Here is a 25,408-nt window from a genome sequence, read left to right as displayed (position 1 = left end):
CGCAAGGTTCACGCAATCCAGGCGCTCCAGCCTTGGCGCCCTTCGCAGTTCCCATCCCTGGAGTCACCATGAAATTGTTCGTTCCGCTGCTGTTCCTCGCCACGCTGACCGGCTGCACCACCGCCAAGATGACCGTCACCCCGGATGGCCGCCGCGGCGTTTCCATCGACTGCAGCGGCTCCAGTTCCTGGAGCGGTTGCTACGAGAAGGCCGGGCAGATGTGCCCGGGCGGCTACGTGGTCTTCAGCAAGGATGGCGATGAGGGCAATGCCATCGCGGTGGGCAACAAGAACGGGTTCACCTCCACCCAGATGGCCACCCGCTCGATGCTGGTGTCCTGCTCGGGCTGACGCCGGTCGGGGAAGTGGCCATGCCACTTCCCCGTCGCGTTGCTCTGCAGCGCTGGCCTAGAAGCTGTAACCGGCCTGCACATACACCCGACGCGGCTCGCCCGGGAAATGGCCGTTGCGCTCGATGAATCCGCTGGCGGCATAGACCTTGTCGAACAGGTTCTTGACGTTGGCCTGGAACTGCCACTGCTTCCACGTGGTTTTCCAGCTCATGTCGAACACGGTGTACGGCTTCACGCGCTGGCCATCCAGGCTGATGCGCTCATCCACGTAGTCGGCACCGAAGCCAACGGCCGAGTTGATCGCCGGCAGGTCGTAGCGCGTCCACAGGCCCAGCTTGTTGCGCGGTGCATTGGCGAAGCGATCGCCGGAGGCATTGGTGATGCCATTGGGGCCCGCGTCCTTCACCCGCGCGTCGTTGTAGGCGTAGGTCAGGTTCAGCACCCAGCGCTCGGTCACGTCGGCCAGAAGATCCAGTTCCATGCCGGTGCTGCGCACCAGGCCCAACGCCGCCAGCTGGTTCACTCCATTGATGACCTCGCCAGTGGCCTGCACGATGTTGCTGCGGTCGATACGGTAGGCCGCCAGGTTCAGGCTCAGGCGCTCGGCAAGCAGCGATTTCATGCCCACTTCCCACTGCCTGCTGCGCTCGGCATCGAACGGGCCGCCTGCGGCGGAATTCTGGTTGGCCGCCGACTGCGGCACGAAGCCGCTGGCCACGTTGGCATACAGGTTCAGACCATCGCGCACGGTGAACGTACTGCCCAGCCGCCAGCTGATGTCATTGCCATCCACGCTGCTGCCGGCAAGGCGGTCGTCGTCCTTGAAACCGTCCCAGCGCAGGCCGGCCAGCACGTGCCAGCGCGGGGTCAGGGCCAGCTCGTCCTGCAGGTAACCGCCATAACGCCTGCTGCGCGTGCTGGTGCTGCGCCAAGGCAGGGTGGACAGGTTGTAATCGTGCCAGGTACTGGCGCCGTACACCGGATTGAACAGGTCGATGCCACGCACCGGGCCGGCGCCGCGCGCGAGGTCGGCGCTGTTGGCGGTCTGCGCGGTGAAGTCCGCATCCAGTTGGTACACGTCCGCACCGAACAGCACCTTGTGTTCGACAGCACCGGTACTTACCCGCCACACCGCATTCGTGTTGGCGGTGAACGCCTCGTTGTCGCGGATCTGGTTGCGCAGCTGGCGCGTCATCCATTCGGCCACGCCATCACGGTCGCGGTCGATCAGGCCCATCGGCTCGTGGTACATCTGGTGTTCGTTGTTGCTGAACCAGCGTGCGGCGACGTCCACGTCCAGGTCGTCGCGCGGCGCGAAGCGGTACTGCGCCAGCGCCACCTTGGCACGCATGTCCAGGAAATCGCTGGCTTCGTTGTGGTTCCAGCGGCGGTCAGTCAGGAAATTGCCGTTGTCATCGACCGGCACACCGCGTAGGCGGTTGCCGCCAAGGTTCTGGGTGATGTCGGTGAATTGCAGCGTCAACTCGCCGGTGTCGCCCACGTCGAAAGCCAGCGAGGCATCGCCGATCACGCTTTCACTGTCGGTGTTCCAGCGTACGCCCTGCTCGCTGTCGCCATACAGGCCGGCGCGGTAGCGCACCGTGCCGGCGGCATTCAATGGGCCGGTACCTTCGATCGAGCCGGCGCGGAAATCCTTGTTTCCCATCTGCAGTTCAACGCGGCGTTCGGCAGTGGCCTTCGGCTTGCGGGTCACGTAGTTGATGACGCCGCCAGCGTCGCCACCCCCGTACAGTGCGCCGGCCGGCCCCTTCAGCACTTCCACCCGCTCGATGTTGAACAACTGCGGTACCGAGAATCCCGCATAGGGGTCGCCCCGCAGCCCGTCATACAGCACGTTCTCCTGGCGGAAACCGCGTAGGGTCACCCCGGCATAGCTGAAGTAGCTGATGCCGCTGATGCTGCGATAGAGATCGGTCACCTGGCGTGCAGCCTGGTCGTCGATCAGCTCGCGCGGCAATACCTGGATGGACTGCGGCACCAGTTCCAGCGGTGTATCGGTGCGGGTGCCGACAGCCGCGTCATCCACCCGGTACAACGTCTGTGCGCGGCCACGCACCTCCACCTTGTCCAGCTCCTGCACGCGGCTGGGCGGGGCGTCGGCGGCGTATCCGGGGATGGCAAAAGCCAGTGTCGTCGCCAGGCACAGAATGCTGCGGCGGGGCAGGAAGTGGGGCATCGGTGTATCGGGCTTTTCTGTAAATGAGAAAGATTAGCATTTGCAATGAACGGGTGCCCATCCCCCGATTGCGCTATGGACGCGCGGACGGATCCGTATACGGCGTACCGGCCAAAGCCACCAGCACGCCGGTGGCGCCGCGCACGATCAGCGGCAGCATCGCCTGCCGCGGATCGCCGCCGAGCGACAGGACGCGCAGTCCCTGTTCATAGGCGGCCACCATCGATGCCATCAGCATCGAGGCGCCCAGTCGTGCCTCGGCATCATCCGCGGGCCGCCGCGCCGACGCGGCCATCAGCTGTGCCAGGTCATCGGTCAGCAGCGCCTGCAGCTGCCGCGCATGGGCCGCCAGTACGGTGCTTTGGGCCACGGTTTTCCAGAACGACGCCGCACCGGCGTTGATCCGCAGCAGCGGATGGCCAGTGTCCAGCAATTCCCGCACCAGCGCCTGGAAGGCGGCCAGCGGCGTCATGGATGTGCGCGCGGCCATGCCTTCGCGCAGCAGCTGGCGCGCCTCCTCATCACGGTCGAACACCAGCTGTTCCTTGCTGGCGAAGTAGTTGAACACCGTCTTGCGCGAAACCCCGGCGGCATCAGCGATCTCGCTCATCGACACCGCTTCGAAGCCGCGATCGATGATCAGCCGGGTAGCGACGTCGGAAATCGCCTGTCGGGTCTCGGCTTTGCGCTGCTCGCGGCGGCCGGGTGGCGGGGGCATGGGCGGGTCACTTGTGGAAAAGTACACCGAGTGTAACATTGCGACCGCCAGAGCGCCGACCCGGTGCTCACGAGGATTGCCAATGCGGTACGACGTCGTCATTGCCGGGGCTGGCCCGGTGGGACTGCTGCTCGCCTGTGAACTGTGTCAGGCAGGAAGCGCGGTGCTGGTACTGGAGCAGGCGGCCTCGCCGGATTCGCCGCTGAAGCGCCTGCCGTTCGGGCTGCGCGGTTTGAATGCCCCGACGCTGGAGGCGCTCGACCGGCGCGGTCTGCTGGACGCGGTGGCAGCCGGCCAGGTGCTGAAGCCGGAGAAAGGCCCGCCGCCGCCGGGAACCGCGCACTGGCTCTCGCAGCCACGCAAGCTGGGTGGGCACTTCGCGGGTATTCCGTTTGCACTGGACAACGTCGACAGCGGTCGCTGGCCCTGGCGCCTGCCCAGCCCGGTCGGCACGCAGATGGCGGTGGAACTGCAGGCGCTGGAGGCCGTGCTGGCCGAGCGCGCGCAGGCGCTGGGCGCAGTGATCCTGCGTGGTGCGGGCGTGCAGAGCGTGCGGATGGGGGCCGACGAGGTCCAGATCGAGGCGGGTGGGCAGACCTTCCGCGGGCGCTGGCTGGTCGGCTGCGATGGAGGCCGCAGCACCGTGCGCAAGCAGTGTGGTTTCAGCTTTGCTGGTACCGATCCAGAGTTCACAGGCCACTCGCTCAGTGTTGAACTGGAAGATCCGACGGCACTCAGCCCGGGGCGTCACACCACCGCGCAGGGCATGTGCAACTTCAATCCGCCGGGCACGATCGCCCTGGCCGACTTCGACGGCGGCGCGGGCCACCGCCAGCCACTTGATCGCGAATCGGCACAGGCGCTGCTGCGCCGCATCTCCGGCCGCGAAGCAACGATCACCGCGCTGCATCTGGCCACCACCTGGACCGACGGCGCACGGCAGGCCACCGCCTATCGTCGTGGCCGCGTGCTGCTGGCCGGCGATGCCGCACATGTGCATTCGCCGCTGGGTGGGCAGGGTCTGAATCTGGGCCTGGGCGATGCGATGAACCTTGGCTGGAAGCTCGCCGCCGTCGTGCGCGGCGAGGCAGCTGATGCGCTGTTGGATACCTATCAGGCCGAACGCCATCCGATCGGCGCGCGCGTGCTGGAATGGTCGCGCGCGCAGGTCGCATTGATGCGCCCAAGCGCGGGCTCACGTGCACTGGCTGCCATCGTGGCCGATCTGGCAGAAACACGTGATGGCGCCACGTATCTCGCCGAGCGCGTGTGGGGTGTGGGCCAGCAGCTGGACCTCGGCCATACCCATCCGCTGGTGGGCCGCAGCACGCCGGATTTCCTGCTGGTCGATGGTCGCCGCATGGGTGAACTACTGCGGGCAGGGCAGGCGGTGCTGCTGGTGTTCGATGCTGCTGCCTCGTTGTGCGAGGCGGTTGATGTTGAACGGGCCCGCATCCTGTCCATCGCGCAGCCCGCCGTCGATTCGCTGGGCCTGTCGGCGCTGCTGGTTCGTCCGGACGGCATTGTTGCCTGGGCCAGTGATGGCGCCGATGCGGCAGGACTGGCGCAGGCGGTACAGGAATGGACGAGCTCAGCTGGCAGGGAAGCGATTGCCTGAGTTCCGGCGCAGCCCATGCAGGGCTGCGCCGCCCTCTTTCAGAGGTCCTTCTTCTTGCCGCTCAGGTCCAGCGGTTGGTCACTGCCTTTGCGCTCGCTCGACCAGACCTCGACGCTCTTGCTGCATCGGCTTTCGCGGGCGGCAACCTCAGGCGGCAGGTCCTTCACATGCGGCGAGTCCTGGCAGGCGGCATGCATGGCGGAGTCATCATAGGTGGCACAGGCGCCGATCGAGGCAAGTGCAAGAACGCCGAGGGCGGAGCGGAGCAGAGGCTGCAGGAGGCGCATGGGGGGCTCGAAAGGTGGGCGGTCTGGTCATCGAATTCAATCCGTGACCCGGCACACGCGCAACCCGACTGGCAGCACTTGTTATTGAGTAACAATTATGGGGATACTCGGGAGCTGCCGACCGCCGATCAGGCAATGCAGATCAGGAACACCGTCGACAGCGCCAGCATCAACACGAACACGCGCCGGCTCAAGGCCAGGCAGGTCAGGCAGGCCGCCAACGCCCATGCCGCCAGCAGCATACATCCCAGCAACCACAGCCCGACCGTCATCATCGAGCCGGCCGCTGCGGCGGACAACGCAAAGGCCTTGAACAGCGCCACGCCCAGCACACTGCCCAGCGCGCCGGCCCGCAGGGCAATAGCATCGTGGCAGGTGGGGGAAAGCTGGCGGTGCATGAGGGCTGTGTCGCGCGTGGGAAGCTGGCGTACGCAACTCTGCAGCAAGGCGGATCTACGCCGCGTGTTCGTCGCACCGCCAGCGCGCAAATGCCGTGATGAGCTCACCACGGCATGTGCATGCTGCATGCCAGTGCTGCCCGGTCAGCGCGCCGGTTGGGAGGCCAGCATGTCGCGCCCGTGTGGGGTCAGGTCGATATCCGCATCTTCCGCCTGCACGGCCAGGCCTTCCTTCACGGCCCACGTTGCCGCATCGCTTCCCACAGGGTGCGCATCGGCAATGGCGCGCAGGATGGTGAACTGTTCTTCAGTCAACGGCATGGTACGTCCTCATACGCCCAGCAGGGGCGGCAGTTGCCAGTCCGAAAGGCGCGCATTGCTGATGGCCTGATGGCAGCCACAGGCATCACAACGGAACAGCGTACCGCCCGGCAGGTGCAACAGGTTTGCATCCTGGGCGCAGGTGATTTCCGCACAATGACGGCATGACACGGTAAGCGAAATGATTCGCTCCACATCGCCGGAAATAGTGAACGCGGCCTCGAAGGCATGGATGGCGAAGTGGCCGGTGTCCGGCATGGTGTTCTCGGTTGCAGAGAGATGTCTCCATCCTCGTTTTCCCACCGTGATGAGGCTGTCAGGCCAGCGCGGTGGCGAAGTCAACGAGGTCCGCTGCTACGCTTCAGGACTGCGCATGCGGCTGGGATAGCATGCAGGTTGAATTTCCACTCGCCGCTGGCAACGGAGTAGCCCGCAATGGACATCGAACTGGACGGCAACCGCATCCACAGCGAGCGGGCATTCCACGAGACGCTGGCGCTCGCACTGGGTGTCGAGCGCGGTTATGGGAACAATCTCGACGCCCTCTGGGATCTGCTGAGTGCCAGCGTCGAGCGCCCGCTGCAGCTGACCTGGAACGGCCATCAGGTTTCCAGAGAGGCGCTGGGGCCTCGCTTCCAGCAGATCGTCGACGTGCTTGAGCGGGTGCAGCGCCAGGATGAGGCCATGGGACTGGGCGAACGCTTCAGCTATTGCCTGCGGTAGGTTCGGTGTGCAGCCGGTGCCAGCGCGGTGCTGCCTGTTGCCTCCAGGGCAACACCGTCGCCTGGGCGACCGCTGACGAACCGTGCGCAGTTCAGCGGCTGCCGGCGATGGCAATCCTGCGCTTCTCCAGCATCACCGACACGCACCACAGCAGCAGGCCGCCGACCGCCGTCGCCGCACCTACGTAACCGGTGGTGGCCGGGCTGAAGCCGGCGCTGATCGCCATGCCGCCCAGCCACGGGCCGAGTGCATTGGCGGTGTTGAACGCCGCATGGTTGGAGGCGGCGGCCAAGGTCTGCGCTTCGCCCGCCACGTCCATCAGGCGCGTCTGCAGTACCGCAGCCAGGGCGCCCATCGTGCCCACGGTGATGATCATCGGGCCGATGGTCCACACCGATTCTGCAGCAAGCGGGTACAGCAGCAGCATCACGATCGACCACACCAGCACCACGGCGGCGGCCTTGAAGTGGAACTTGTCGACCAGCCAGCCGCCGGCGATGTTGCCGATGATCGCGCCGATGCCGAACACGCCCACCGCCAGCGGCATCCACGACTCGGCCACGCCGGTCACCTGCACCAGGGTCGGTGCCAGGTAGGTGAACACGCAGAACATGCCGGCAAAGCCCACCGCGCCGATCGACAGCGCCAGCCATACCTGGGTGGTGTTGAATGCGCGCAGCTCGCGCATCGGCGAGGTCCGCACCTCATCCGGGTCGGGCAGCAGGAAGCGCGCGATCATCGCCACCGTGGCGATGGCCAGCACGCTGACCAAGGCGAAGGCGGTGCGCCAGCTCAGCTGCTGGCCCAGCCAGGTGGTCAGCGGATTGCCGATGAGGATGGCCACGGACAGGCCGAGCAGCACGCGCGACATTGCTTGGCCGCGCTGGCCGGCCGGGCTGATCGCAGCCGCCACCAGCATCGCCACGCCGAAGTAGGCGCCATGCGGCAGGCCAGCGACGAAGCGCGCCACCAGCATCGTGCCGTAGTTCGGGGCCAATGCGCTGGCCAGATTGCCGACGGCATAGAACCCCATCAGTGCCAGCAGCAGCTTGCGGCGCGGGAAGCTGGCGCCAACGAACGCCAGGATTGGTGCGCCCACCACCACGCCGATGGCGTATGCGCTGATCAGGTGGCCGACCTGTGTTTCGCTGATCGACAGGCCGCGGCTGATCTCCAGCATCAGGCCCATGCTGGCGAATTCGCTGGTGCCGATGGCAAAGCCACCCAAAGACAGGGCGAGGATGATCAGGGTGCGCTGGCGCGGCGTCAGCCGAGCGGCCAGAGGGGAGTTGGGGCTCATTCGGGGGCGCAAAGGGGCGGGGAAGCGCCCCATTGTACTGCTGCACCGCAACAGGCATCAGCCGGGCTGGGGGTAAATCAGTGTTCGATGGGTGGTGCTGCCGGCGTGGCCGGCTGGCCAAGCGCCGCCAAGGCCCGTCGGTATTTGTCACGCAGGCGCTCGGCGGTGGCGGCATCCAGCGATTCCAGCCGCGCTTCATCGGCATTGTCGGCGATGTCGGCCAGCTTGACCTTCAGTGCCAGCGGATCCGCCGAAATTCGTGCGTAGTACGCGTCGGAATCCGCCGCAGACGTCCGGCTCAGCAGCCGGACCGCGTCCTGCAACGGGGCGGGAAAGGCCCGCACCTGCCCAGCGAAGGCGGGGCAGTCCTCGACCACATCATGCAGCCAGGCCACCACCTCGGCTTCATCATCGCCGCGCACTGCAGCGGCCACGCGGCCGACGTGGCCGATGTAAGGATGTCCTGCCTTGTCGACCTGGCCCGCATGGGCCTCCATTGCCAGCGTGCGTGCGCGTGCCACCCAGTCCATTGCGATCTCCCCGGTCCAAGCGTGTATTGTCGTACGGGTCGTCTACATGCCGCCACCACGGCCGTGCAGGCATCATCGGACGCTGCAGGAATGGCATCTGGATTCCATCAGGGAGATGAGACATGCAGGAATACACCCATCAGCTGGAACTGCGCGGCCGCTTCCGTCTGGTAGCGGTGACCCACGAGCCGGTGTACGCTCCCGGCGATGTGGTCGGCCATGCGGTCATCGTCGACGGTGGGGAACGTCTGACCGACCTGATGTCGTTGGCCGATGCGCGCCGGTACCTTGAGGAACTGGTGCGGGAAGAGGGCGTGGAGCCCGGGCTGGAGAATGAAGTCAACCTGCGGAGGAAGGCGTCGCAGCGACGCCGCCGCTAAGCCGTCGCGCCCTCGGGCGCATCATGGAGGATTCGGGTGTTGTCCAGTAAGAAGTATCTGCTCATCGCCATCATCACGCTGGCGACCCTGCTGCTCGGGTTCGTGCTTTCCGGTTACCTGACGCTGCTGTTGCTTGGTCTGGATACCAAGCTGCTCACCTGGAATACCTATTACCAGTATTTCCACGCCATCGGCCAGCCGCAGGTTGCCCCGTTCGTGGGGAAGATCAAATGGGCCGGTTACCTCGGCTTTGGCCTGCCGCTGCTGGTGCTGGCCATCGTCGGCCTGGTCGTGCTGTTGAAGAAGGACAAGCGCTCGCTGCACGGTGACGCGCGCTTTGCCACCAGCGCCGATCTGGCCAAGCATGGCATGTTCAAGAAGAGCGGCCAGAGCATCGTGGTCGGCAGCCATGGCGGCAAGCTGGTGCGGCTGGATGGCCAGCAGTTCGTCATCCTGGCCGCCCCGACCCGTTCGGGCAAGGGCGTCGGCGTGGTCATCCCGAACCTGCTGGAGTACGGCGAATCACTGGTGGTGCTGGACATCAAACAGGAGAACTTCGACCTGACCAGTGGTTGGCGCGCCAGCCAGGGCCAGGAAATCTACCTGTTCAATCCGTTCGCCGAAGATCGCCGTACCCATCGCTGGAACCCGCTCAGCTACGTCTCCGACGACCCGGCGTTCCGTGTCTCGGACCTGATGAGCATCGGTGCGATGCTCTATCCCGATGGCTCGGAAGACCAGAAGTTCTGGATCAGCCAGGCGCGCAATGCCTTCATCGCCTTCACCCTTTATCTGTTCGAGAACTGGGATGACGAGCGCAACAGCGGCTTCCCGGGCGGGCAGGGCACGCCAACCCTGGGCGCGGTCTACCGCCTGTCCTCCGGCGATGGCAGCGACCTGAAGAAGTTCCTCAAGGGCCTGTCCGAGCGTCCATTCCTGAGCAGCAACGCGCGTTCGGCGTTTGCCAACATGCTGTCCCAGGCCGACGAGACCTTCGCCTCGATTCTGGGCACCTTCAAGGAACCGTTGAATCCCTGGATCAACCCCGTGCTGGACAAGGCCACCAGCACCAACGACTTCCTGCTCACCGACGTGCGCAAGAAGAAGATGACCATCTACATCGGCATCCAGCCCAACAAGCTGGCCGAAAGCCGATTGATCATCAACCTGTTCTTCAGCCAGCTGATCAACCTCAACACCAAGGAACTGCCCAAGTCCAATCCGGACCTGAAGTACCAGTGCCTGTTGTTGATGGACGAATTCACCTCGATCGGCAAGGTCGAAATCATCGCCTCGGCGGTGTCCTACATGGCCGGTTACAACGTGCGCCTGCTGCCGATCATCCAGAGCATGTCGCAGCTCGATGCCACCTATGGCCGCGAAGTCTCACGCACGATCATCACCAACCATGCGCTGCAGATTCTGTACGCCCCGCGCGAACAGCAGGATGCCAACGACTATTCGGACATGTTGGGTTACACCACCATCCGCAAGAAGAATGTCACCCACGCGCGTGAAAAGACCCATAGCTTCACCGAGGAGCGCCGCGCGCTGATGCTGCCGCAGGAGCTCAAGGCGATGGGGCCGGACAAGGAAGTCTTCCTGTACGAAGGCATCCCGCATCCGGTCAAGTGCGACAAGATTCGCTATTACAAGGATCGCTATTTCACGTCACGTCTACTGCCAAAGGTTGACGTGCCGATGCTTGATGTCTAAGTTGCAGACTTGAAAGTGTGATGGATGCACGCATTCATTGATGTGAATTAGTGAAGCGCGTCAAAGAAACGCCATACGTTGGTCAAAATTCAGATTTGTCTGACATCGAATTGACGCGTAGTTGTGCGACTCTATGCGTGGCTTGCGAATCTGTGTGATTCGTCATGCTTTCAGAGTGGCCAGGAGTTTCAGCCATGGGAACAGGGATGGTTCCGACGTTGGTGAGGGTGCGTGAAAGGGGCCTCGGATGAGGTTGCTTCACGCGACTTGGTTGGCAGCTTTCGAGCTGCAGGGGAACCGTGCCCATGTGCTGTTAAGCAGTGCATTCGTTACGTTTTCGGCGTGCATCGCGCAGTGCCGAACGACCAAGGGACCAACATCGGGACTGCTTTTTCGTACGTCAAAGTGAAGCCCGTATGAATCAGGCGTTTATTGCAAAAATGTCCATCGCCGCAGTGGCGGCGTTGATGGTGGCAGGTTGTGCTACCAAGCCCGCACCCGACTTCGGAGGGCGCTGGAAGCCGGTCAACCGTTTCGCGACGGCTCCGACCGAGATTCCGCTGTACTCCAGTTACGTCTATCAGGCGTCGCCGATGGATCGTACGCTGAAGGCGATGCTCGAGCGCTGGGCCAAGGATTCCGGTCGCACGCTGGACTATCGCCTCAGTTCGGATTTCACCCTGTATGGCGCGGTGTCGGAGATCGACACCACCAACGCACAGCAGGCCGTGATCGATCTCACGGCGGCCTATGCGGCGCAGGGCGTTTCCGTCTCCATCGTCGGCAACCAGATCGTCGTGCAGAGCGCTGGATCGACGCCAACCGCGTCGGCCCAGGATCCCGAAGCCAGCAGCGGCAGCTGAGACCGCGTCGAAATCATCGAACGTGCCGCACCCCGCGCCTGGCGCAGGGGCGTCGCGCCCATTGATGTTTCAGCAGTACGGAAGAATCCATGTTCCGCAAGAAGGATGCAGGCAACAGCCCCAAGGTCGAGCAGTCGGTCGCCAAGGCGGTCAGCTACGAGATCACCGTGGCCGACATGGCCCGGCGCAGCGAGCGTCGTGCCTGGTGGGTCGCCACCGGTTCGTTGCTGATGTCGCTGGCGTTGGCCGGTGGCTACTACTACATGCTGCCGTTGAAGGAGAAGGTGCCGTTCCTGGTGATGGCTGATGCCTATACGGGCACGGCAACGGTTGCGCGCCTGCGCGGCACGTTCCAGGGCGAAACCATCACCAGCAACGAAGCGGTCAATCGCAGCAACGTCGCCCAGTACGTGCTGGCACGTGAGTCGTATGACTCGGCGGTGATGGGCCTGCGCGACTGGGAGCTGGTGTTTGTGATGTCCAGCGATCCGGTGGCGCAGAGCATGAAGTTGCGCTATGCCGGCAACAATCCGCAGAACCCGTTCGTAATGTACGGGCGCGGAAAGGCGATCCGGGTCAAGATCCTCAGCATCACCCCGCTCGGTGCACAGGCAAACGGCAGCTTCCGTGGCGCCTCTGTGCGCATCCAGCGCAGTCTGCTCGACAAGCGCACCGGTGCCGCGGCCTATCTGGACAACCAGCTGGTGACGATGCGCTTCGAGTACAACCAGAACCTCGCGCTATCCGAGCAGGATCGCGTGCTCAATCCGCTGGCTTTCCAGGTTACCGAGTATCGCGTCGACAACGATTACGCCCGTGGCGTGCCGGTGCCGGACGACAGCGCCATGCAGGAGCAGGCACAGCAGGCCGCACAGCAGGCGCAGTTGGCCGCGCAGCAGGCACAAGGGATCTACGATCCGAACAATCCGGCCGCTGCGACCATGATCGATCCGACTACCGGGCAGCCCGTGGCGGCACCGGTCAATGGCCAGATGCAACAGATGCAGGGGCAGCCGGTGCAAGGCCAGCCGATGCAGGGTCAAGCGATGCCAGGGCAGGCCATGCCCGGGCAGCCGGCGATGCCGCCGGCACCGAACAATTCCACCGGAAATGCTGATGGAGCAAGCAACCGATGAGTAGTCGAAAAGTCAGGGGGAGCGCATTGGCGCTGCTGTCGTTGCTGTCGCTGGTGTTTTCCACCGCGGCGATGGCACAGGCGGTAGACCATTACGAGTATGAGAAGGATCGCATCTATCCGGTTCGCACCGGCCTGGGCTTGACCACCCAGATCGAACTGAGCCCGAACGAAAAGATCCTCGACTACAGCACTGGTTTCAGCAACGGCTGGGAGCTGACACGTCGCGAGAACGTGTTCTACATCAAACCGAAGAATGTCGACGTCGACACCAACATGATGGTGCGCACCGAGACTCATTCCTACATCTTCGAATTGAAGGTCGTGGCAACGGACTGGCGTCAGCTGGAACAGGCCCGTCGCGCCGGTGTGCAGTACAAGATCGCCTTCACCTACCCGAGCGACACCGAATTCGGGTTGGCACAGGAGGCGGTCGAGGAGGAGGCCAAGCCGCTCCTGAGCACCGAGCTGGCCAAGGATCGCCAGTACAACTTCAACTACTCTTACTCGACCAGCAAGGCGAAGAAGATGGGGTGGCTGATCCCGGTCAATGCCTACGACGACGGTAGCTTCACCTATCTGAAACTGCCGAATTCGCCCGAGTACAAGACGGGCATTTTCCCGGCCGTGTTTGGGCGCGAGAAAGAGTACGGTGAGGACTTCGTAGTTAACACCACCGTTGAAGGCAACACCTTGATCGTCCACGGGACCTACCCGTACCTGGTCATCCGCCACGGCGATTACGTCGTTGGTCTGCGAAGGAACGTGAAGAAATGAGCCAGCAGAACACTCCCGGAAACGATCCGAACAACGAGCGGGACCAGGCCAACAGCCCTTACGGCGGCAGCTCTGGTGCCGCTCCCGAGGCATCGTCCAATCCTTACTTCGGAACCGCCCAGGCTGAGCCGGCACCCGACTTGGACGCCGGCGCACCGCAACTGCGTTCGGCTGAGGAGCAGCGCCTGAATCGCAAGGCGCTTCTGTTCCTTGGCGGCATTGTTGTTCTGCTGGTGGCCATGGGTTTCCTGCTGTTCCGCAAGGGGCAGGACGACAAGGGGGCGCAGGACACGCCGCGTGAAGTGGCCCGCGTCACCACGCCTGATCTTCCGAACGTGGAACCACCGCCGCAGGCACCGCCTGCAGCAGCAGCGCCCATTCCCATGCTGCCGACGCTGCCGCAGGACGACGGCCCGCAACTGGTGCCGGTCGCGCCGCGTCAGGAAGCAATGGTGCCGCGTGGTCCGACCTTGCTGGAGCGCCGGATCGCCGGTGTCGACGACGCCGCCGTCGGGGCAGGTAACCGCCCTGGTGGTGCGCCGCAGTCCCAGCGCAGCGCGTTGGACGAACAGACCCGCCAAGCGCTGCTCGCGAATATGATGCCGAACCAGCAGGGAACGCAGAAGGTCCGTCGCGGCCCGGATGTCGAAGACATCTCCACGGCGTCCTTCATCCGCAGCCCCGATGCCCTGCTGGTGCGTGGTACCTACCTGCGCTGCGTATTGGAGACCCGCATCATCACCGATCTGGCCGGGTATACCTCGTGCCTGCTCACCGAGCCGGTCTATTCGATCAATGGCCGCACCCTGCTGCTGCCCAAGGGTTCGAAGATCTATGGCGCCTATGGCGGCGGTCCCGCCGGCAAGCGCGTGGAAGTGATCTGGGATCGCATCACGACCCCGAATGGTCTCGACGTGGCGATGTCCAGCCCTGGCGTGGACGGCCTGGGTGGCGCCGGTCACCCGGGTCAGTACAGTGCGCACTGGGGCGCACGCATTGCCTCGGCACTGATGATCAGCCTGATCGCCGATGCCTTCAAATACGCCGCCGCCGAACACGGGCCCGAGACCACCACGGTCGCCAACAACGGCATGACGATCCAGTCGCCGTATGAAAGCGCCACTGCCCGCACCATGGAGCGTCTGGCCAACGAAGCGCTCAGCAGCAGCCGCCGTCCGCCGACGGTCACCATCAACCAAGGCACCATCGTGAATGTCTACGTCGCAAAGGACGTTGACTTCACCAGCGTGCTGAACACCCGTAGGTAATCCAAGAGCCACCATGGACGCCGAAGTGTCACCCCTCGCCCTCGTCTCCAGCGATTTCCTGCGCTATCAGTACGAAGTGCTGGGCATCGCCGAGTACATGACTTCGCCCGAAGTGACGGAAATCTGCATCAACCGTCCGGGTGAGCTGTATCTGGAGACGCGGGCAGGGTGGCAGCGCGTGGATGTGCCAAGTCTGACGTTCGAACGTGCGCGGCAGTTCTGTACCGCGGTGGTCAACGAAAGCAACACAGGCCAGCGCATCACCGATGCAGACCCGGTGGTGTCGTTGACCTTCCCGACCGGGCAACGCGCGCAGTTCGTGATCCCGCCTGCCTGCGACGCTGGCAAGGTGTCGATCACCATCCGCCTGCCGTCCAAGCACACCAAGTCGCTTACCCAGTATCACGAGGATGGGTTCTTCAACCAGATCCTCGAGCAGGATGGCAGCCTGAGTGAGCAGGATCGTGAGCTGATGGAGCTGCGGCAGCAGCGTGAGTACGCCGAATTTTTCCGGCGTGCGGTGATGTACCGCAAGAACATCGTCGTATCCGGCGCCACCGGTAGCGGCAAGACGACTTTCATGAAGGCGCTGGTCAACCATATTCCGGACAGTGAGCGGCTGGTCACCATTGAAGATGCGCGCGAGCTGTTCCTGACCCAACCCAACGTGGTGCACCTGCTGTACTCCAAGGGCGGGCAGAGCGCGAGCAGCGTGACGGCCAAGAGCTGCATGGAAGCCTGCCTGCGCATGAAGCCTGAGCGCATCATTCTGGCAGAGCTGCGTGGCGATGAGGCGTTCTACTTCATCCGTAACTGCGCGTCTGGTCACCCTGGCTCGATCACCAGTTGCCATGCAGGCAGCCCGGAGCAGACGTGGGACCAGTTGGCGCTGATGGTGAAGGCATCGACCGAAGGATCGGGTCTGGAATTCAACGTCATCAAGCGGTTGCTGATGATGACCATCGATATCGTCGTGCATATCAAGGCGCATGCGGGTTCGCGCTATATCACCGGCATCGATTTCAATCCTGGGCGTGCCCAGGGGCAGGAGGGTTGAGTAATGTTGCCAGGACTGGAAATGATGGCGTGCCCGGAGATGGCCGTCTCGATGGATGTGATGCAACACGTCATCAACGTCGAATCCTCCCGTAATCCGTACGCCATCGGCGTGGTCGGTGGAGCACTGGTGCGCCAGCCCAAGGCCTTGGATGAGGCGTTGGCAACAGTCCGCATGCTCGAAGAGAAGGGCTACAACTTCTCCATCGGACTGGCTCAGGTCAATCGCTACAACCTGGCCAAGTACGGTCTGGATTCATACGAAAAAGCATTTCAGCAGTGCCCGAACCTGCAGGCGGGCTCGCGTATTCTTGCCGAGTGCTACAAGCGCTCGGGAAAGGATTGGGGAAAATCTTTCAGCTGCTATTACTCGGGCAACTTCGAAACCGGGTTCCGCCACGGTTATGTGCAGAAGGTCTATGACTCGATCCGTCGTGGGCAGCAGGTTGCTTCCAATGGCGTTGTACCCATCGACGTCGTAGCCCGCGGCGAGCGGCGTACCGTCAAGATCGAGCATCATCCGCAGCTCGCCTCCCCGGCACAGGCGCGGATAGTGGCCCAGGCAAATGGCCCGATTTATGTGCCGTCCAATGATCCAGCTCGAGCCTACACCGTCTATCCCTCCACGGGAGCGATGGCGCGCGGGAGCCTGGTCAACCTCGCTGACCAGGCATTGTCGCGGGTCGTGCTGGGCTCAGTCGACCGCATGATGCAGCCGCAGGCGCAGCCGGAGAGTGGCTACCCGCCGCAGCAGGGCTATCCGCAGCAGGTTGCTGCAGGGCAGGTGGGTCAGCCGCCGATGCTGCCGCAGCAGCTGCCTGGCGCGACGGTCGGCAGCGGCGAAAGCCCGGTCATGCTGCAGCCGTGGGGTGAGCAGAGCACGCCCGCCGCTGCGACCGACAACATGTACAACGCGCCGGCACAGCCAATGCCTGCGCAGCAGATTCCCGCAGGGGATGCGGCCTTCGTATTCTGACGAAGTCGTGGTGCGGCCAGTCCCCCGGCTGGTCGATTCAGTTGTGTTAGTCCATCAACAAGGAAATCAATCCATGAAGCGATCCAATCTCGACCTCGTCCAGGCCCAGCGCACGCTGAAGACCATGCTGATGGCCGTTGTGTTCGTGGGTGCGGTGTTTGCTCCGCAAGCCTTTGCCACCAGTGGAGGTACCAACTATGGCGGCACTGACGGCAAGGTCTGCGGCTTCTTCTCCAGCGTCAATGGTCTGCTGAACATGGCCTCGATCGCGGTGGTGACCATCGCCGTTATTTTCGCCGGCTATCAGATCGCATTCGCGCACAAGCGCATCGGCGACGTTGCTCCGATCATCATCGGTGGCGTGCTGATTGGCGCCGCTGGCCAGATCGCGCGCATGCTGCTGGGTGACGAGTTCGGCAACTGCGACAGCGCGGGCTCCGGTGGCGGTGCTGGTGGCATGGCATATCACATCCAGAACGCCATTCAGTACTACCGTGCATAAGAACGTCCTGTTCCGTGGTTGCACACGCCCAGCAATGTTTCTGGGCGTTCCCTACCTGCCATTCTTCATGGTGGCGGGTGGGTTGTTGCTCCTGAGCATGTATACCAACTTCTGGTTCCTGCTGACTATTCCGGTGGCTATTTTCATCATGCGCCAGATGGCCAAGCGTGACGAGATGATCTTCCGTTTGCTGGGTCTGCGACTACTGTTCAAGCTGCGGGTCCGCAACGTGCAGGAACACGAAGGCATGTGGGTGTTCAACCCGAATCACTATCGCAACAAACCAGCCCGAATGGATTGAGGGCTGGATCGGACCAGGTGGGTTCAGACGCCCACCTGGTCTACTCCGAATTTTCGTCGGCAGTACCCTTTGGAAGCAGTCGTATGTTCAGCCCAGATACGTCCATCAGCGAATTCATTCCTTTGTCGTCGCATGTATCTCCGAACGTGGTGAAGACCACGGGCGGCGACTATATGCTGACCTGGCACCTGGAAGGATTACCGTTCGTGGGGCGCGAGGAGTGGGAGCTGGAGCACCGGCACAACACGTTCAATCGGTTGCTGCAGACGCTGCGCGCGCCGGATTTCGTCAACGTCGCCTTCTGGGTGCATGACATCCGTCGTCGCCGCACGCTGAAGGGCAAGAGTAGCTACAGGCAGCGATTCAACCAGGACGTGTCCGACCAGTATATGGGCATGCTGTCCTCGCAGCGCATCATGCAGAACGAGTTGTACCTGACGATGATCTACCGTCCTGTCGTGGCCGGTAAGCGTTTCGTGGAGAAGTCGGCCAACGTCGACAAGCTCCGTGCCGAGCAGGAACAGGCTGTCGAAAAGCTGATGGAACTGGCAGGTAATGTTGAGGCGGTCATCCGTGACTATGCGCCGTATCGCCTTGGTATGTATGAGGCCAAGAACGGCGTGGTGTTCTCCGAAACGTTGGAGCTGTTTGGCTACCTGATCAACCGTATCGACGAGCCGGTCCCGGTGCTGTCGGCGCCGGTCAAGGACTATCTGCCGGTCAGTCGGCACATGTTCTCGGCCAAAACTGGCGACTTCGTCATCAATACACCAAGCGGTGTAAATCACTTCGGCGCCATTCTGAACATCAAGGAGTATGCCGAAGGCACGTATCCCGGCATTCTTAATGGTCTGAAGTATCTCGACTTCGAGTACGTCATCACCCATTCGTTCAGCCCTATGGGACGTCAAGACGCGCTCAAAGTGCTTGACCGAACCAAGGGCATGATGATTTCCTCTGGCGACAAGGCGGTCAGTCAGATCGTTGAGCTCGACCAGGCGATGGACCAGCTGTCCTCAGGCAACTTCGTACTTGGCGAGTACCACTTCATCATGGCGGTGTATGGCGACAGCCAGGCCAAACTCTCGCAGAATGTGGCTACGACTCGTGCCGAGTTGTCCAACGCCGGCTTCGTATCCACCAAGGAAGATCTGGCGGTCACCTCGTCGTTCTATTCTCAGCTGCCGGCAAATTGGCGCTTCCGTACTCGCCTGGCCAATGTCAGCTCGCTAAATTTCCTCGGCCTGTCGCCGCTGCACAACTTTGCCACCGGCAAGCAGCACAACAACCCGTGGGGCGACTGCGTCACCACGTTGCAGACGACCAACGGCCAGCCGTACTACTTCAACTTCCATGCCACACACCCCTCGGAGAATTCGCTGGGTGAAAAGGCGATTGCCAACACCATGGTGATCGGTAAGTCGGGTACCGGTAAGACCGCGCTGATCAACTTCCTGCTCAGCCAGGTGCAGAAGTACGAGCCGTCGCCGACCATCTTCTTCTTCGACAAAGACCGCGGCGCGGAGATCTTCGTGCGTGCCTGTGGCGGCAACTACTTGGCCCTCGAGAACGGTGCGCCGACCGGCTTCAATCCGTTCCAGTGCGAGAACAACGAAAGCAATGTGCAGTTCCTGGCCGACCTGATCAAGGTGCTGGCAGGCAAGCGCGAGTACAGCTCCCGCGAAGAAGAGGATATCTACCGCGCGGTCGAGAGCATGCTCGATACGCCGATGCATCTGCGCAGCATGACCAATTTCCAGAAGAGCCTGCCCAACATGGGCGATGACGGCCTGTACGCGCGCATGCGGCGCTGGACTTCAGGGAATTCGCTGGGGTGGGTGTTCGACAACCCGGTCGATACCGTGGATTTGAGCAAGGCCAACATCATCGGTTTCGACTACACCGACATCATCGACAACCCCGAAGTGCGTGTGCCGGTCATCAATTACCTGCTGCACCGTCTGGAGTCGCTGATCGACGGTCGCCCGCTGATCTACGTGATGGACGAGTTCTGGAAGATCCTTGACGGTGAGGGGGGTCTGAAGGAATTCGCCAAGAACAAGCAGAAGACCATCCGTAAGCAGAACGGTATGGGCATCTTCGCGACGCAGAGTCCAGAGGACGCGCTGAAGAGCGATATCTCCGCGGCGCTTATCGAGCAGACCGCCACGCTGATCCTGCTGCCCAACCCCAATGCCAGCAAGAGCGATTACATGGACGGCCTGAAGCTGACCGAGGCCGAGTTCAAGGTGGTCACCGCCTTGGATGAGCGCTCGCGCTGCTTCCTGGTCAAGCAGGGGCACGCGTCAAGCGTGTGCCAGCTGAATCTGCGCGGGATGGACGACATTCTGTCGGTGATCTCGGCCTCGACCGACAACATCGACATCATGCACCGCGTGCTGCAGACCGCAGCGGTGCGCGCGCGGGTAACGGTGGATGAACTGACGCCGGAACAGTGGCTGGAAGATTTCTACAAGAACCGCAAGGGCTCCGGAAAGCCCGCATCCAACAATAAGGAGGTTGCAGCATGACTGTCGCAACGGACGTGAACGCAGCAAGCCCCTTGAATTCGATGGAGAAGAACATGGAAACCATTGCCCGTATCACCAAAACGTCATGCGCAGTCTCACGGGTCCGCTGCACGATAGTGGCGATTTCTATTGCCGCAATGCTCAGTTTTCCTGTGAGGGGCTACACGTTTCCAGTGGTCGAAGTCGGCTTGAACACTTTTAACAGTACGCTGACCGAAGTAAACACACTGGCTAGCCAAGCGGAGGCATTTGCAGAATACGGCCTGCAGTATCAGCGCTTCTACGATACGACGCAGAATTGGCTGCAAAAGCTCGCTAAATTCAATCAGATTATTGCATCGCCATTGATGCCTAAGGGTGTGAAGCTAGAGCCGGTACCGCTTGAGTGGAACGTTGCGGAGCGATGCGGTGCGGGAAATATCATGAGTCTGAGTGGGATCCTGACGGCATTGGATCTCAGTCCGGGCGGCGACATCATTGCCCAGCAGCGCAATATATGTGCGGCAATTCAGGTGCTGGAGAACCAAAAATACAACGAGACCGTCGAGGTTGTGCAGAAGACAATGCCAGATATGCGGCGAGTGCTCGACAAGATCAAGGATATCCGCACCTTGTGGAGCGGTGAGGGCGCGATGGCAGAGGCGTCCGCCAACGCAGTCGTGTCTGACGCGTATATGCAGGCTGACTTTGCCACATGGGAAAAGCAGACTGAAGGCTATGACAAGCAGATCCAAGCGCTGACCAAAATGCAGCAGATACTTGCGCAGCGTGCATTGAAGGGTACCGGCCAGTCACCTCTCGGCACCGTAGTGAAGGCGGCGGCACTGAAGGCAGCGCTCTCCAACTGATTAGACGCTGCTCCGGTCGAGCTGCAATCACATACTAGGTGAAGTTATGGATCTTGGGCTGATGGATGGCATGTTGGGGCAAGGCCCGCTGCACATGCTGCAGAATCTGCACGCGTCATCCTCAATTGGTGACTTTGTATTTTTCCGACTTATTCTCGATTACCTGCATAAGGAAATCGCGGAGTATGGCGTCAAGCTATTGGGACGGATGATGGCATGGGTCGGTGGCATCGCACTGACTCTCATGACGCTCTGGGTACTGATTCAGGGCTTCCGTATCGCCACCGGTCGCAGCCGCGACTCGATGATGGTGCTCGTGACCAACATGGCCAAGGCTGCGCTGATCGTGTCGGTTGCCACGACCATGGGCATGTTCGGTCGCGAGATGCATGGCTTTCTCATCAATGACGTGAAGAACGAGATCACTTACGTCGTGACCGGGAAGAAAGACTCACCGGAAGATCTGATCGATGAGAACCTGGGTTACATGCAGCTGGCGCTATCCAGTGTTGACGCGCTGGACGTGATGAGCGATGTGACGCTGGACAACGCAAAGACCCGCGCCATGTGGTTTATTGGCATGGGCACGGGGGGGCCGGCAGTCACGGCTGGCTCAATGCTCTTGCTATACGAGGTCGCGCTGGCGTTGTTCATCGGCCTAGGGCCATTGTTCATCCTATGCTTGCTGTTTGACCAGACCAAGCAGCTGTTCCAGAAATGGCTGCTCTACGGCATAGGCACGATGTTTTCCATGGCGGTTCTAGCGGCTATGACCGGCATCGCGATGAAGATGGTGTCCAAGGTTGCGCTCGCCTTCTGGGGGAGCACGTTAACGGGTACGCTGATGGGTGAAAATTTCAGCGAAGGTATGTCGAGCATGGCACTGCAGCAGGGTGGCATGGGCCTGATCCTGACCACTCTGATCCTGACTGCGCCCCCAATGGCGGCAATGTTCTTCCAGGGAACATTGGGCAGCTTCATGGCATATTCGCAGATAGGCGGTAGTGCAGTACCGGCATCGCCGGGCCCGAATGGTCAGCCGCCGGGTTCGACGGGCGGAGGTCAGAGTTACAGACCGGAAGCGCCATCGTCGGCTGCGGGATCGCAGTTGGGCGGAGGGCAGGGGGTAATGCCAAGATTGCAAGGCGGGTATGAGCCTCAGCAGCCGTCTTCTGGCGTCAGGGGGAACGCCAATTCAGGAACTGCCTAGTCCGATTACTTGGGTGGAGATGTTGGAGGTACGTTAGCTATGAAGTTGATTGCATATTGGGTGCTGCTTGTCTCGTGTCTTCTCCTGCTGGGCGGTATTGATCGCGCGTGGGCGGAAGGAAACTGCCCGCCTGGGTATTACCCTATTGGCGGGCAAGGTGCACGGGGATGTGCGCCGATTCCCGGAGGTGGCGCTGGAAGCACTGGCTCCTCGGAGATCCGTCTCGCAACTCCGACCGGTAAGTGGACCAAAACCTGGGGCGCAGTTGCGGAGTCGAAGAGCACTCAGGATGCTGGGGTTTCAACGGGGTTGCGATCCAAGAATGAGGCCGAGCGCGAAGCAGTTTCAAAGTGTGGAGCGTCAGGTGCCCGAGACTGCACAGTCAGCATGAGCTATTTCAATCAGTGTATTTCCTGGGTCATTCCAAGCGGGCGATCCGGTGCAGGGCGTGCGGGACTTGGGACAGGGGCTACCCCTGAGTTGGCGCAGGTCGCTTCGCAATCCATGTGCCGCAATGATCGTGCAGGACAATGTGAGGTGTTCTACTCGAACTGTACCAAGCCATTATTTGATGAGTTCTGACAGAGGGCGTACGGCAAGGCAGGTCAGCGCAATGGCGCACACGAGGCAGAGGCCAGGCAGGCTACGCGTCTGACTCGCCGGGTGTGCTGAACCGGACGCCGAGTGCATCACTCCTGGCGCGAGCAGGTCTCAGGGAACAAGGACAGTCGTGAATCCCAAGCCCCCCAATGGGAGTGCTTGAGTCCCATTGGCCTCTCGCCAGAGGGGTATCCCAACGTCGTAACCAACTGGTTTTGGTAAGGCATTGTGGCCTTGAGGGTGGCGCGTGAAACTGCACGTTGACCCGGAACGCGTGCAACGGGCCTCGGGCCTCTAGCGCCGAAGTTGACGCTGATACGTGCGCAGCCTGTATCGGATGATGGCGGTCGAGAGATTGGAGGACGTTGGAGAATGAAGCTTCAACATCACGTAGTTTCCTTATCGTTCCTTTTCCGGGGGCCACGGAGTTCATCGCAAAGCCGCTCGACAAGCGAGGTGCGTCCCCGGGAACCGCAAAGGATGGCCGCATGGTGGCCAACATGGCCCAGTCTTGGAGCGCGATCGCTGCAGGCAGTGCGCCCAAGGCCTACGCGATCCATATGGGGTTGAACGAGCGTGATGCACGTGACACCGCGGTCAGCCAGTGCGGGGCAGGTGACTGCAAAGTGGTGGCTGCGTTCACGCTTGGCCAGTGCGCCGCAGTGGTCCGTGCCCGCAGCAGGGGCAGTGACGTTGCAGACCTATTCTGCCGTGGCCGGGACGCTGCCCGAAGCGGAGGAAAAGGCAGTGGGAGAATGTATCGATGCCGATGCGAAAGCCTGTCCTCTGGTATTCAACAACTGCATGTGAGGCTACGGGCGATTTGGGGGCGCTGTGCCGCCCGCGTCCCTCTTGCTTCGTGGATGTGGGCCCGGATTTTGTGACTGGTGGCTCCATTTCAAGCTTGCGCTCTTCGACGCAATAGACCTCCTCGCGCTAAGCTCTCTTGGCGTCAGAAAAATGACGCTTCGGCGCTACCGATTGCAGGAGCTTTTCCGTCCATGAGGACCCTGTCTGCCCGTCCGACGGGTGACGCTTGCCACCATCGCTGCCACGGTGCTCCCGGAGCTATCATCCGCATCTGCAGGGTGACCGGCGCGGCCGGGCAACGCCAGCATGCCCGTCATCGACGCGAGCATCGGCAAGACGACATTGAAGGAGTGGGAGGGGATGGAAGACAGGTTTGGCGCACATATGGACGATGCCCTGGCATTTGTTCCGTCCGGTGCGAACCTGCTGGAAGCCGTCAGGGGCGAGCTCAACGGCGATGGCATCGAGTACCAGCTTCTGGTCATCGACCAACCAACGCCGGAAGGGCTGGTGGCCGGCCAGCACGGACCAAACCGGGTGCTGCTGTTGCTGCGCGGTGACGGGCGCGGGCGCTGGCAGCTGGCTGCGCGCAACGACAAGCTGGTGCCGTGTTCTACCCGTGGTGGCCTGGCTGGCGACCCTTTTGCGTATGCAATGGTTGAGGAAGACACCTTCAGCGTGATCACCAACGGCGGCAGCCGCGAGCGCTGGAGCAGCACGTACCGGTTCCGCTATGCATCGGCGGACAAGGCCTGCTGGGTGGATGGGGTGAGACGCAAGGTCGTGGATATCGAGACTGAAGCGACCAACATCCGGGACTTCTCGGTGGCGGAACTGGGCAGGGTGCGGTTCGAGGACTTCGACCCGTCCAGTGTCGCCGAGGTGTCGCTTCCATGAGCCAAGCTCCAACCGGCGGAAAGGAATCCGCGCTGATGAACATTCAGGAGTTGCACTGTGTCGACCGATAGAGAGTCGCAACTGCTGCGGCAGGCGACCAACGCCGGCATCGACTCCCCCCTTGAACTGGCCAATTTCATGGCGCAGGCAGGGCACGAGTCGCGCGGCCTGAGCCGGCTCAACGAGAGCTTCAACTACACCCGGGGCATCTCGCAGATCCCGGTCGAGGCGGCGTGGCGCAATGGCACCGAGGCGCTGGAGTCCGCGCGCCAGGAAGCCCTGCGAGGGCGTCCGGATGACCTGGCCGAGCTGATGTATGGCGGCCGGATGGGCAACGATGCGCCCGGTGATGCGCTGAAGTACCACGGGCGCGGTTATCTGCCGCTGACCGGCAAGGAAAGCTACGAGCGTGCCGGCAGTGCGCTGGATCTGGACCTGGTCAATCAGCCAGAGCTGGCGTCGCAGCCCGAACACGCTGGGCGCATCGCCGTGTGGCAATGGCAGAACCGTGTGCCGGAACAGGCGCGCGAGGACGTGCGTGAGGCGACCTACGCCATCAACGGTGCCGTCAACGGGGTGGAGGACCGGCTCAAGCGTTTCGAAGCGTGGCAGCAGAAGCTGACCCCGGATGTGATGGACCGGCTTGCCCGCGGCGAAGTGGGTGAGCGCGCACAGTTGCCGGAGCCCGCGCGTGATATGACCGATCCGGCCCATGCTGGCAACCGGCTGTTCACCGACGCTCGCGGCCATCTGCAGCAGATGGGGCCGCAGAGCGGCCTGCGCAGCCAGCAGGAACTGGACAATGCGGCCGGCGCCCTGGCGCTGAGCGCGCAGAAGGCCGGCATGAGCCGCATCGACCACGTGGTGGCGGGCACCGATGGCAGGGCACTGTTTGCGGTGCAGGGCGCCATGGGGGACCCGGCGATGCAGCGCTCGATGGTGGAGCGTGAGGCCGCCGCCCAGCTGCCTTTGGAGCAGAGCAGTCAGCAGTTGGCGGCCGAAGCCCCTTCCCGCCTGGAACAAGCTGCTTCGGTTACCCGCGAGCAGGAGCAGAACCGCCCGCGATCGCTGTAATCTGGGCACCGCCTGCAGGT

The 25,408-nt window shown here is 62.3% G+C and carries 28 protein-coding genes and 1 pseudogene; 21 read left to right on the top strand and 8 right to left on the bottom strand.

Annotation, left to right across the window (positions count from 1 at the left end):
* The first annotated feature begins 68 nt into the window (after positions 1-68).
* Positions 69-350 (top strand): hypothetical protein, encoded by a 282-nt coding sequence (locus AC1DKR_RS02855; RefSeq protein ID WP_033831436.1) that lies wholly within the window; start codon positions 69-71, stop codon positions 348-350.
* Positions 351-407: 57 nt separating this feature from the next.
* On the opposite strand, the gene AC1DKR_RS02850 is transcribed toward AC1DKR_RS02855, so the two are convergent.
* Together AC1DKR_RS02850 and AC1DKR_RS02845 are read right to left on the bottom strand one after the other, a co-directional pair.
* Positions 408-2,549, bottom strand: coding sequence for a TonB-dependent siderophore receptor (locus tag AC1DKR_RS02850; RefSeq protein WP_478030976.1), 2,142 nt, complete (start codon positions 2,547-2,549; stop codon positions 408-410).
* Positions 2,550-2,622: 73 nt separating this feature from the next.
* Entirely contained in the window at positions 2,623-3,267 is a 645-nt protein-coding gene (locus tag AC1DKR_RS02845) for a TetR/AcrR family transcriptional regulator (protein ID WP_478030974.1), read from the bottom strand.
* Between the two features lie 82 nt (positions 3,268-3,349).
* Here AC1DKR_RS02845 and AC1DKR_RS02840 point away from each other — a divergent pair, with 82 nt between their 5' ends.
* The gene (locus tag AC1DKR_RS02840) at positions 3,350-4,885 is read left to right on the top strand and encodes an FAD-dependent monooxygenase (protein WP_478030972.1); all 1,536 of its coding nucleotides are present in this window, start codon (positions 3,350-3,352) and stop codon (positions 4,883-4,885) included.
* Positions 4,886-4,923: 38 nt separating this feature from the next.
* Here the strand turns inward: AC1DKR_RS02840 and AC1DKR_RS02835 are convergent, their stop codons facing one another.
* The 4 genes from AC1DKR_RS02835 to AC1DKR_RS02820 all read right to left on the bottom strand — a co-directional run bounded on the left by AC1DKR_RS02835 (position 4,924) and on the right by AC1DKR_RS02820 (position 6,149).
* Positions 4,924-5,172 (bottom strand): hypothetical protein, encoded by a 249-nt coding sequence (locus AC1DKR_RS02835; protein WP_478030970.1) that lies wholly within the window; start codon positions 5,170-5,172, stop codon positions 4,924-4,926.
* A gap of 128 nt (positions 5,173-5,300) precedes the next feature.
* On the bottom strand, positions 5,301-5,570 hold the full coding sequence (locus AC1DKR_RS02830) for a hypothetical protein (protein ID WP_312106567.1): 270 nt from the start codon (positions 5,568-5,570) through the stop codon (positions 5,301-5,303).
* A 144-nt stretch (positions 5,571-5,714) separates the two neighbouring features.
* Positions 5,715-5,891 (bottom strand): hypothetical protein, encoded by a 177-nt coding sequence (locus tag AC1DKR_RS02825; protein ID WP_223482921.1) that lies wholly within the window; start codon positions 5,889-5,891, stop codon positions 5,715-5,717.
* Between the two features lie 9 nt (positions 5,892-5,900).
* Positions 5,901-6,149: a hypothetical protein gene (locus AC1DKR_RS02820; RefSeq protein WP_117310721.1), complete on the bottom strand. Its 249-nt coding sequence runs from the start codon at positions 6,147-6,149 to the stop codon at positions 5,901-5,903.
* A gap of 177 nt (positions 6,150-6,326) precedes the next feature.
* On the opposite strand from AC1DKR_RS02820, the gene AC1DKR_RS02815 reads away from it, so the two are divergent.
* On the top strand, positions 6,327-6,614 hold the full coding sequence (locus AC1DKR_RS02815; RefSeq protein ID WP_478030967.1) for a barstar family protein: 288 nt from the start codon (positions 6,327-6,329) through the stop codon (positions 6,612-6,614).
* Between the two features lie 91 nt (positions 6,615-6,705).
* Here AC1DKR_RS02815 and AC1DKR_RS02810 read toward each other — a convergent pair whose 3' ends face one another.
* Together AC1DKR_RS02810 and AC1DKR_RS02805 are read right to left on the bottom strand one after the other, a co-directional pair.
* Positions 6,706-7,914 (bottom strand): MFS transporter, encoded by a 1,209-nt coding sequence (locus tag AC1DKR_RS02810; protein WP_099784627.1) that lies wholly within the window; start codon positions 7,912-7,914, stop codon positions 6,706-6,708.
* 77 nt (positions 7,915-7,991) lie between these two features.
* Entirely contained in the window at positions 7,992-8,444 is a 453-nt protein-coding gene (locus tag AC1DKR_RS02805; RefSeq protein ID WP_478030965.1) for an HD domain-containing protein, read from the bottom strand.
* A gap of 122 nt (positions 8,445-8,566) precedes the next feature.
* Between AC1DKR_RS02805 and AC1DKR_RS02800 the strand changes: the two genes are divergently transcribed.
* The 18 genes and pseudogenes from AC1DKR_RS02800 to AC1DKR_RS02715 all read left to right on the top strand — a co-directional run bounded on the left by AC1DKR_RS02800 (position 8,567) and on the right by AC1DKR_RS02715 (position 25,388).
* Entirely contained in the window at positions 8,567-8,824 is a 258-nt protein-coding gene (locus tag AC1DKR_RS02800; protein WP_025878723.1) for a hypothetical protein, read from the top strand.
* A 36-nt stretch (positions 8,825-8,860) separates the two neighbouring features.
* Positions 8,861-10,540 carry a type IV secretory system conjugative DNA transfer family protein gene (locus tag AC1DKR_RS02795; RefSeq protein ID WP_478030963.1) on the top strand — a complete coding sequence of 560 codons (1,680 nt, stop codon included), beginning with the start codon at positions 8,861-8,863 and terminating at the stop codon, positions 10,538-10,540.
* A 416-nt stretch (positions 10,541-10,956) separates the two neighbouring features.
* Positions 10,957-11,403: a hypothetical protein gene (locus AC1DKR_RS02790; RefSeq protein WP_025878721.1), complete on the top strand. Its 447-nt coding sequence runs from the start codon at positions 10,957-10,959 to the stop codon at positions 11,401-11,403.
* An 89-nt stretch (positions 11,404-11,492) separates the two neighbouring features.
* Positions 11,493-12,539: a VirB8 family type IV secretion system protein gene (locus tag AC1DKR_RS02785; protein WP_033831429.1), complete on the top strand. Its 1,047-nt coding sequence runs from the start codon at positions 11,493-11,495 to the stop codon at positions 12,537-12,539.
* Positions 12,536-13,315 carry a TrbG/VirB9 family P-type conjugative transfer protein gene (locus AC1DKR_RS02780; protein ID WP_033831428.1) on the top strand — a complete coding sequence of 260 codons (780 nt, stop codon included), beginning with the start codon at positions 12,536-12,538 and terminating at the stop codon, positions 13,313-13,315. Before AC1DKR_RS02785 ends, AC1DKR_RS02780 begins: the two co-directional genes overlap by 4 nt.
* Entirely contained in the window at positions 13,312-14,583 is a 1,272-nt protein-coding gene (locus AC1DKR_RS02775; protein WP_033831427.1) for a TrbI/VirB10 family protein, read from the top strand. The genes AC1DKR_RS02780 and AC1DKR_RS02775 overlap by 4 nt, the downstream gene beginning before the upstream one ends.
* 13 nt (positions 14,584-14,596) lie before the next feature.
* Positions 14,597-15,640 carry a P-type DNA transfer ATPase VirB11 gene (gene virB11, locus AC1DKR_RS02770; protein WP_478030960.1) on the top strand — a complete coding sequence of 348 codons (1,044 nt, stop codon included), beginning with the start codon at positions 14,597-14,599 and terminating at the stop codon, positions 15,638-15,640.
* A 3-nt stretch (positions 15,641-15,643) separates the two neighbouring features.
* Positions 15,644-16,615: a lytic transglycosylase domain-containing protein gene (locus AC1DKR_RS02765; RefSeq protein WP_478030958.1), complete on the top strand. Its 972-nt coding sequence runs from the start codon at positions 15,644-15,646 to the stop codon at positions 16,613-16,615.
* Between the two features lie 73 nt (positions 16,616-16,688).
* Positions 16,689-17,117, top strand: coding sequence for a TrbC/VirB2 family protein (locus AC1DKR_RS02760; RefSeq protein WP_033831424.1), 429 nt, complete (start codon positions 16,689-16,691; stop codon positions 17,115-17,117).
* Positions 17,110-17,418, top strand: coding sequence for a VirB3 family type IV secretion system protein (locus tag AC1DKR_RS02755; protein ID WP_033831423.1), 309 nt, complete (start codon positions 17,110-17,112; stop codon positions 17,416-17,418). The genes AC1DKR_RS02760 and AC1DKR_RS02755 overlap by 8 nt, the downstream gene beginning before the upstream one ends.
* Positions 17,419-17,501: 83 nt before the next feature.
* Entirely contained in the window at positions 17,502-19,949 is a 2,448-nt protein-coding gene (locus tag AC1DKR_RS02750; protein ID WP_478030955.1) for a VirB4 family type IV secretion/conjugal transfer ATPase, read from the top strand.
* Entirely contained in the window at positions 19,946-20,797 is an 852-nt protein-coding gene (locus tag AC1DKR_RS02745; protein ID WP_033831421.1) for a hypothetical protein, read from the top strand. The genes AC1DKR_RS02750 and AC1DKR_RS02745 overlap by 4 nt, the downstream gene beginning before the upstream one ends.
* Positions 20,798-20,858: 61 nt before the next feature.
* Positions 20,859-22,007 carry a TrbL/VirB6 family protein gene (locus tag AC1DKR_RS02740; protein ID WP_033831420.1) on the top strand — a complete coding sequence of 383 codons (1,149 nt, stop codon included), beginning with the start codon at positions 20,859-20,861 and terminating at the stop codon, positions 22,005-22,007.
* 39 nt (positions 22,008-22,046) lie between these two features.
* Positions 22,047-22,589 carry a DUF4189 domain-containing protein gene (locus tag AC1DKR_RS02735; RefSeq protein WP_100436494.1) on the top strand — a complete coding sequence of 181 codons (543 nt, stop codon included), beginning with the start codon at positions 22,047-22,049 and terminating at the stop codon, positions 22,587-22,589.
* Positions 22,590-23,095: 506 nt separating this feature from the next.
* Positions 23,096-23,281 (top strand): annotated as a pseudogene (locus AC1DKR_RS02730) (DUF4189 domain-containing protein); the annotation flags it as partial.
* Positions 23,282-23,294: 13 nt separating this feature from the next.
* Positions 23,295-23,417: a hypothetical protein gene (locus AC1DKR_RS02725; protein ID WP_265182670.1), complete on the top strand. Its 123-nt coding sequence runs from the start codon at positions 23,295-23,297 to the stop codon at positions 23,415-23,417.
* A 360-nt stretch (positions 23,418-23,777) separates the two neighbouring features.
* Entirely contained in the window at positions 23,778-24,314 is a 537-nt protein-coding gene (locus AC1DKR_RS02720) for a hypothetical protein (protein WP_478031209.1), read from the top strand.
* 57 nt (positions 24,315-24,371) lie between these two features.
* On the top strand, positions 24,372-25,388 hold the full coding sequence (locus tag AC1DKR_RS02715) for an XVIPCD domain-containing protein (RefSeq protein ID WP_478030952.1): 1,017 nt from the start codon (positions 24,372-24,374) through the stop codon (positions 25,386-25,388).
* Positions 25,389-25,408: the final 20 nt, after the last annotated feature.

The sequence above is a fragment of the Stenotrophomonas sp. 01N47 genome (assembly GCF_056399165.1).
The sequence above is the reverse complement of the archived record's forward strand: the minus strand, read 5'-3'. Positions and strand labels throughout refer to the sequence as shown.

Bases quoted from the DNA above. Each gene is read 5' to 3' on its own strand.
- AC1DKR_RS02745 (WP_033831421.1), top strand. From the start codon at position 19,946: ATGACTGTCGCAACGGACGTGAACGCAGCAAGCCCCTTGAATTCGATG.
- virB11 (WP_478030960.1), top strand. From the start codon at position 14,597: ATGGACGCCGAAGTGTCACCCCTCGCCCTCGTCTCCAGCGATTTCCTG.
- AC1DKR_RS02805 (WP_478030965.1), bottom strand. From the start codon at position 8,444: ATGGACTGGGTGGCACGCGCACGCACGCTGGCAATGGAGGCCCATGCG.
- AC1DKR_RS02735 (WP_100436494.1), top strand. From the start codon at position 22,047: ATGAAGTTGATTGCATATTGGGTGCTGCTTGTCTCGTGTCTTCTCCTG.
- AC1DKR_RS02820 (WP_117310721.1), bottom strand. From the start codon at position 6,149: ATGCCGGACACCGGCCACTTCGCCATCCATGCCTTCGAGGCCGCGTTC.
- AC1DKR_RS02790 (WP_025878721.1), top strand. From the start codon at position 10,957: ATGAATCAGGCGTTTATTGCAAAAATGTCCATCGCCGCAGTGGCGGCG.
- AC1DKR_RS02760 (WP_033831424.1), top strand. From the start codon at position 16,689: ATGAAGCGATCCAATCTCGACCTCGTCCAGGCCCAGCGCACGCTGAAG.
- AC1DKR_RS02825 (WP_223482921.1), bottom strand. From the start codon at position 5,891: ATGCCGTTGACTGAAGAACAGTTCACCATCCTGCGCGCCATTGCCGAT.
- AC1DKR_RS02750 (WP_478030955.1), top strand. From the start codon at position 17,502: ATGTTCAGCCCAGATACGTCCATCAGCGAATTCATTCCTTTGTCGTCG.
- AC1DKR_RS02780 (WP_033831428.1), top strand. From the start codon at position 12,536: ATGAGTAGTCGAAAAGTCAGGGGGAGCGCATTGGCGCTGCTGTCGTTG.
- AC1DKR_RS02720 (WP_478031209.1), top strand. From the start codon at position 23,778: ATGGAAGACAGGTTTGGCGCACATATGGACGATGCCCTGGCATTTGTT.
- AC1DKR_RS02845 (WP_478030974.1), bottom strand. From the start codon at position 3,267: ATGCCCCCGCCACCCGGCCGCCGCGAGCAGCGCAAAGCCGAGACCCGA.
- AC1DKR_RS02810 (WP_099784627.1), bottom strand. From the start codon at position 7,914: ATGAGCCCCAACTCCCCTCTGGCCGCTCGGCTGACGCCGCGCCAGCGC.
- AC1DKR_RS02765 (WP_478030958.1), top strand. From the start codon at position 15,644: ATGTTGCCAGGACTGGAAATGATGGCGTGCCCGGAGATGGCCGTCTCG.
- AC1DKR_RS02835 (WP_478030970.1), bottom strand. From the start codon at position 5,172: ATGCGCCTCCTGCAGCCTCTGCTCCGCTCCGCCCTCGGCGTTCTTGCA.
- AC1DKR_RS02850 (WP_478030976.1), bottom strand. From the start codon at position 2,549: ATGCCCCACTTCCTGCCCCGCCGCAGCATTCTGTGCCTGGCGACGACA.
- AC1DKR_RS02840 (WP_478030972.1), top strand. From the start codon at position 3,350: ATGCGGTACGACGTCGTCATTGCCGGGGCTGGCCCGGTGGGACTGCTG.
- AC1DKR_RS02785 (WP_033831429.1), top strand. From the start codon at position 11,493: ATGTTCCGCAAGAAGGATGCAGGCAACAGCCCCAAGGTCGAGCAGTCG.
- AC1DKR_RS02815 (WP_478030967.1), top strand. From the start codon at position 6,327: ATGGACATCGAACTGGACGGCAACCGCATCCACAGCGAGCGGGCATTC.
- AC1DKR_RS02740 (WP_033831420.1), top strand. From the start codon at position 20,859: ATGGATGGCATGTTGGGGCAAGGCCCGCTGCACATGCTGCAGAATCTG.
- AC1DKR_RS02775 (WP_033831427.1), top strand. From the start codon at position 13,312: ATGAGCCAGCAGAACACTCCCGGAAACGATCCGAACAACGAGCGGGAC.
- AC1DKR_RS02830 (WP_312106567.1), bottom strand. From the start codon at position 5,570: ATGCACCGCCAGCTTTCCCCCACCTGCCACGATGCTATTGCCCTGCGG.
- AC1DKR_RS02800 (WP_025878723.1), top strand. From the start codon at position 8,567: ATGCAGGAATACACCCATCAGCTGGAACTGCGCGGCCGCTTCCGTCTG.
- AC1DKR_RS02855 (WP_033831436.1), top strand. From the start codon at position 69: ATGAAATTGTTCGTTCCGCTGCTGTTCCTCGCCACGCTGACCGGCTGC.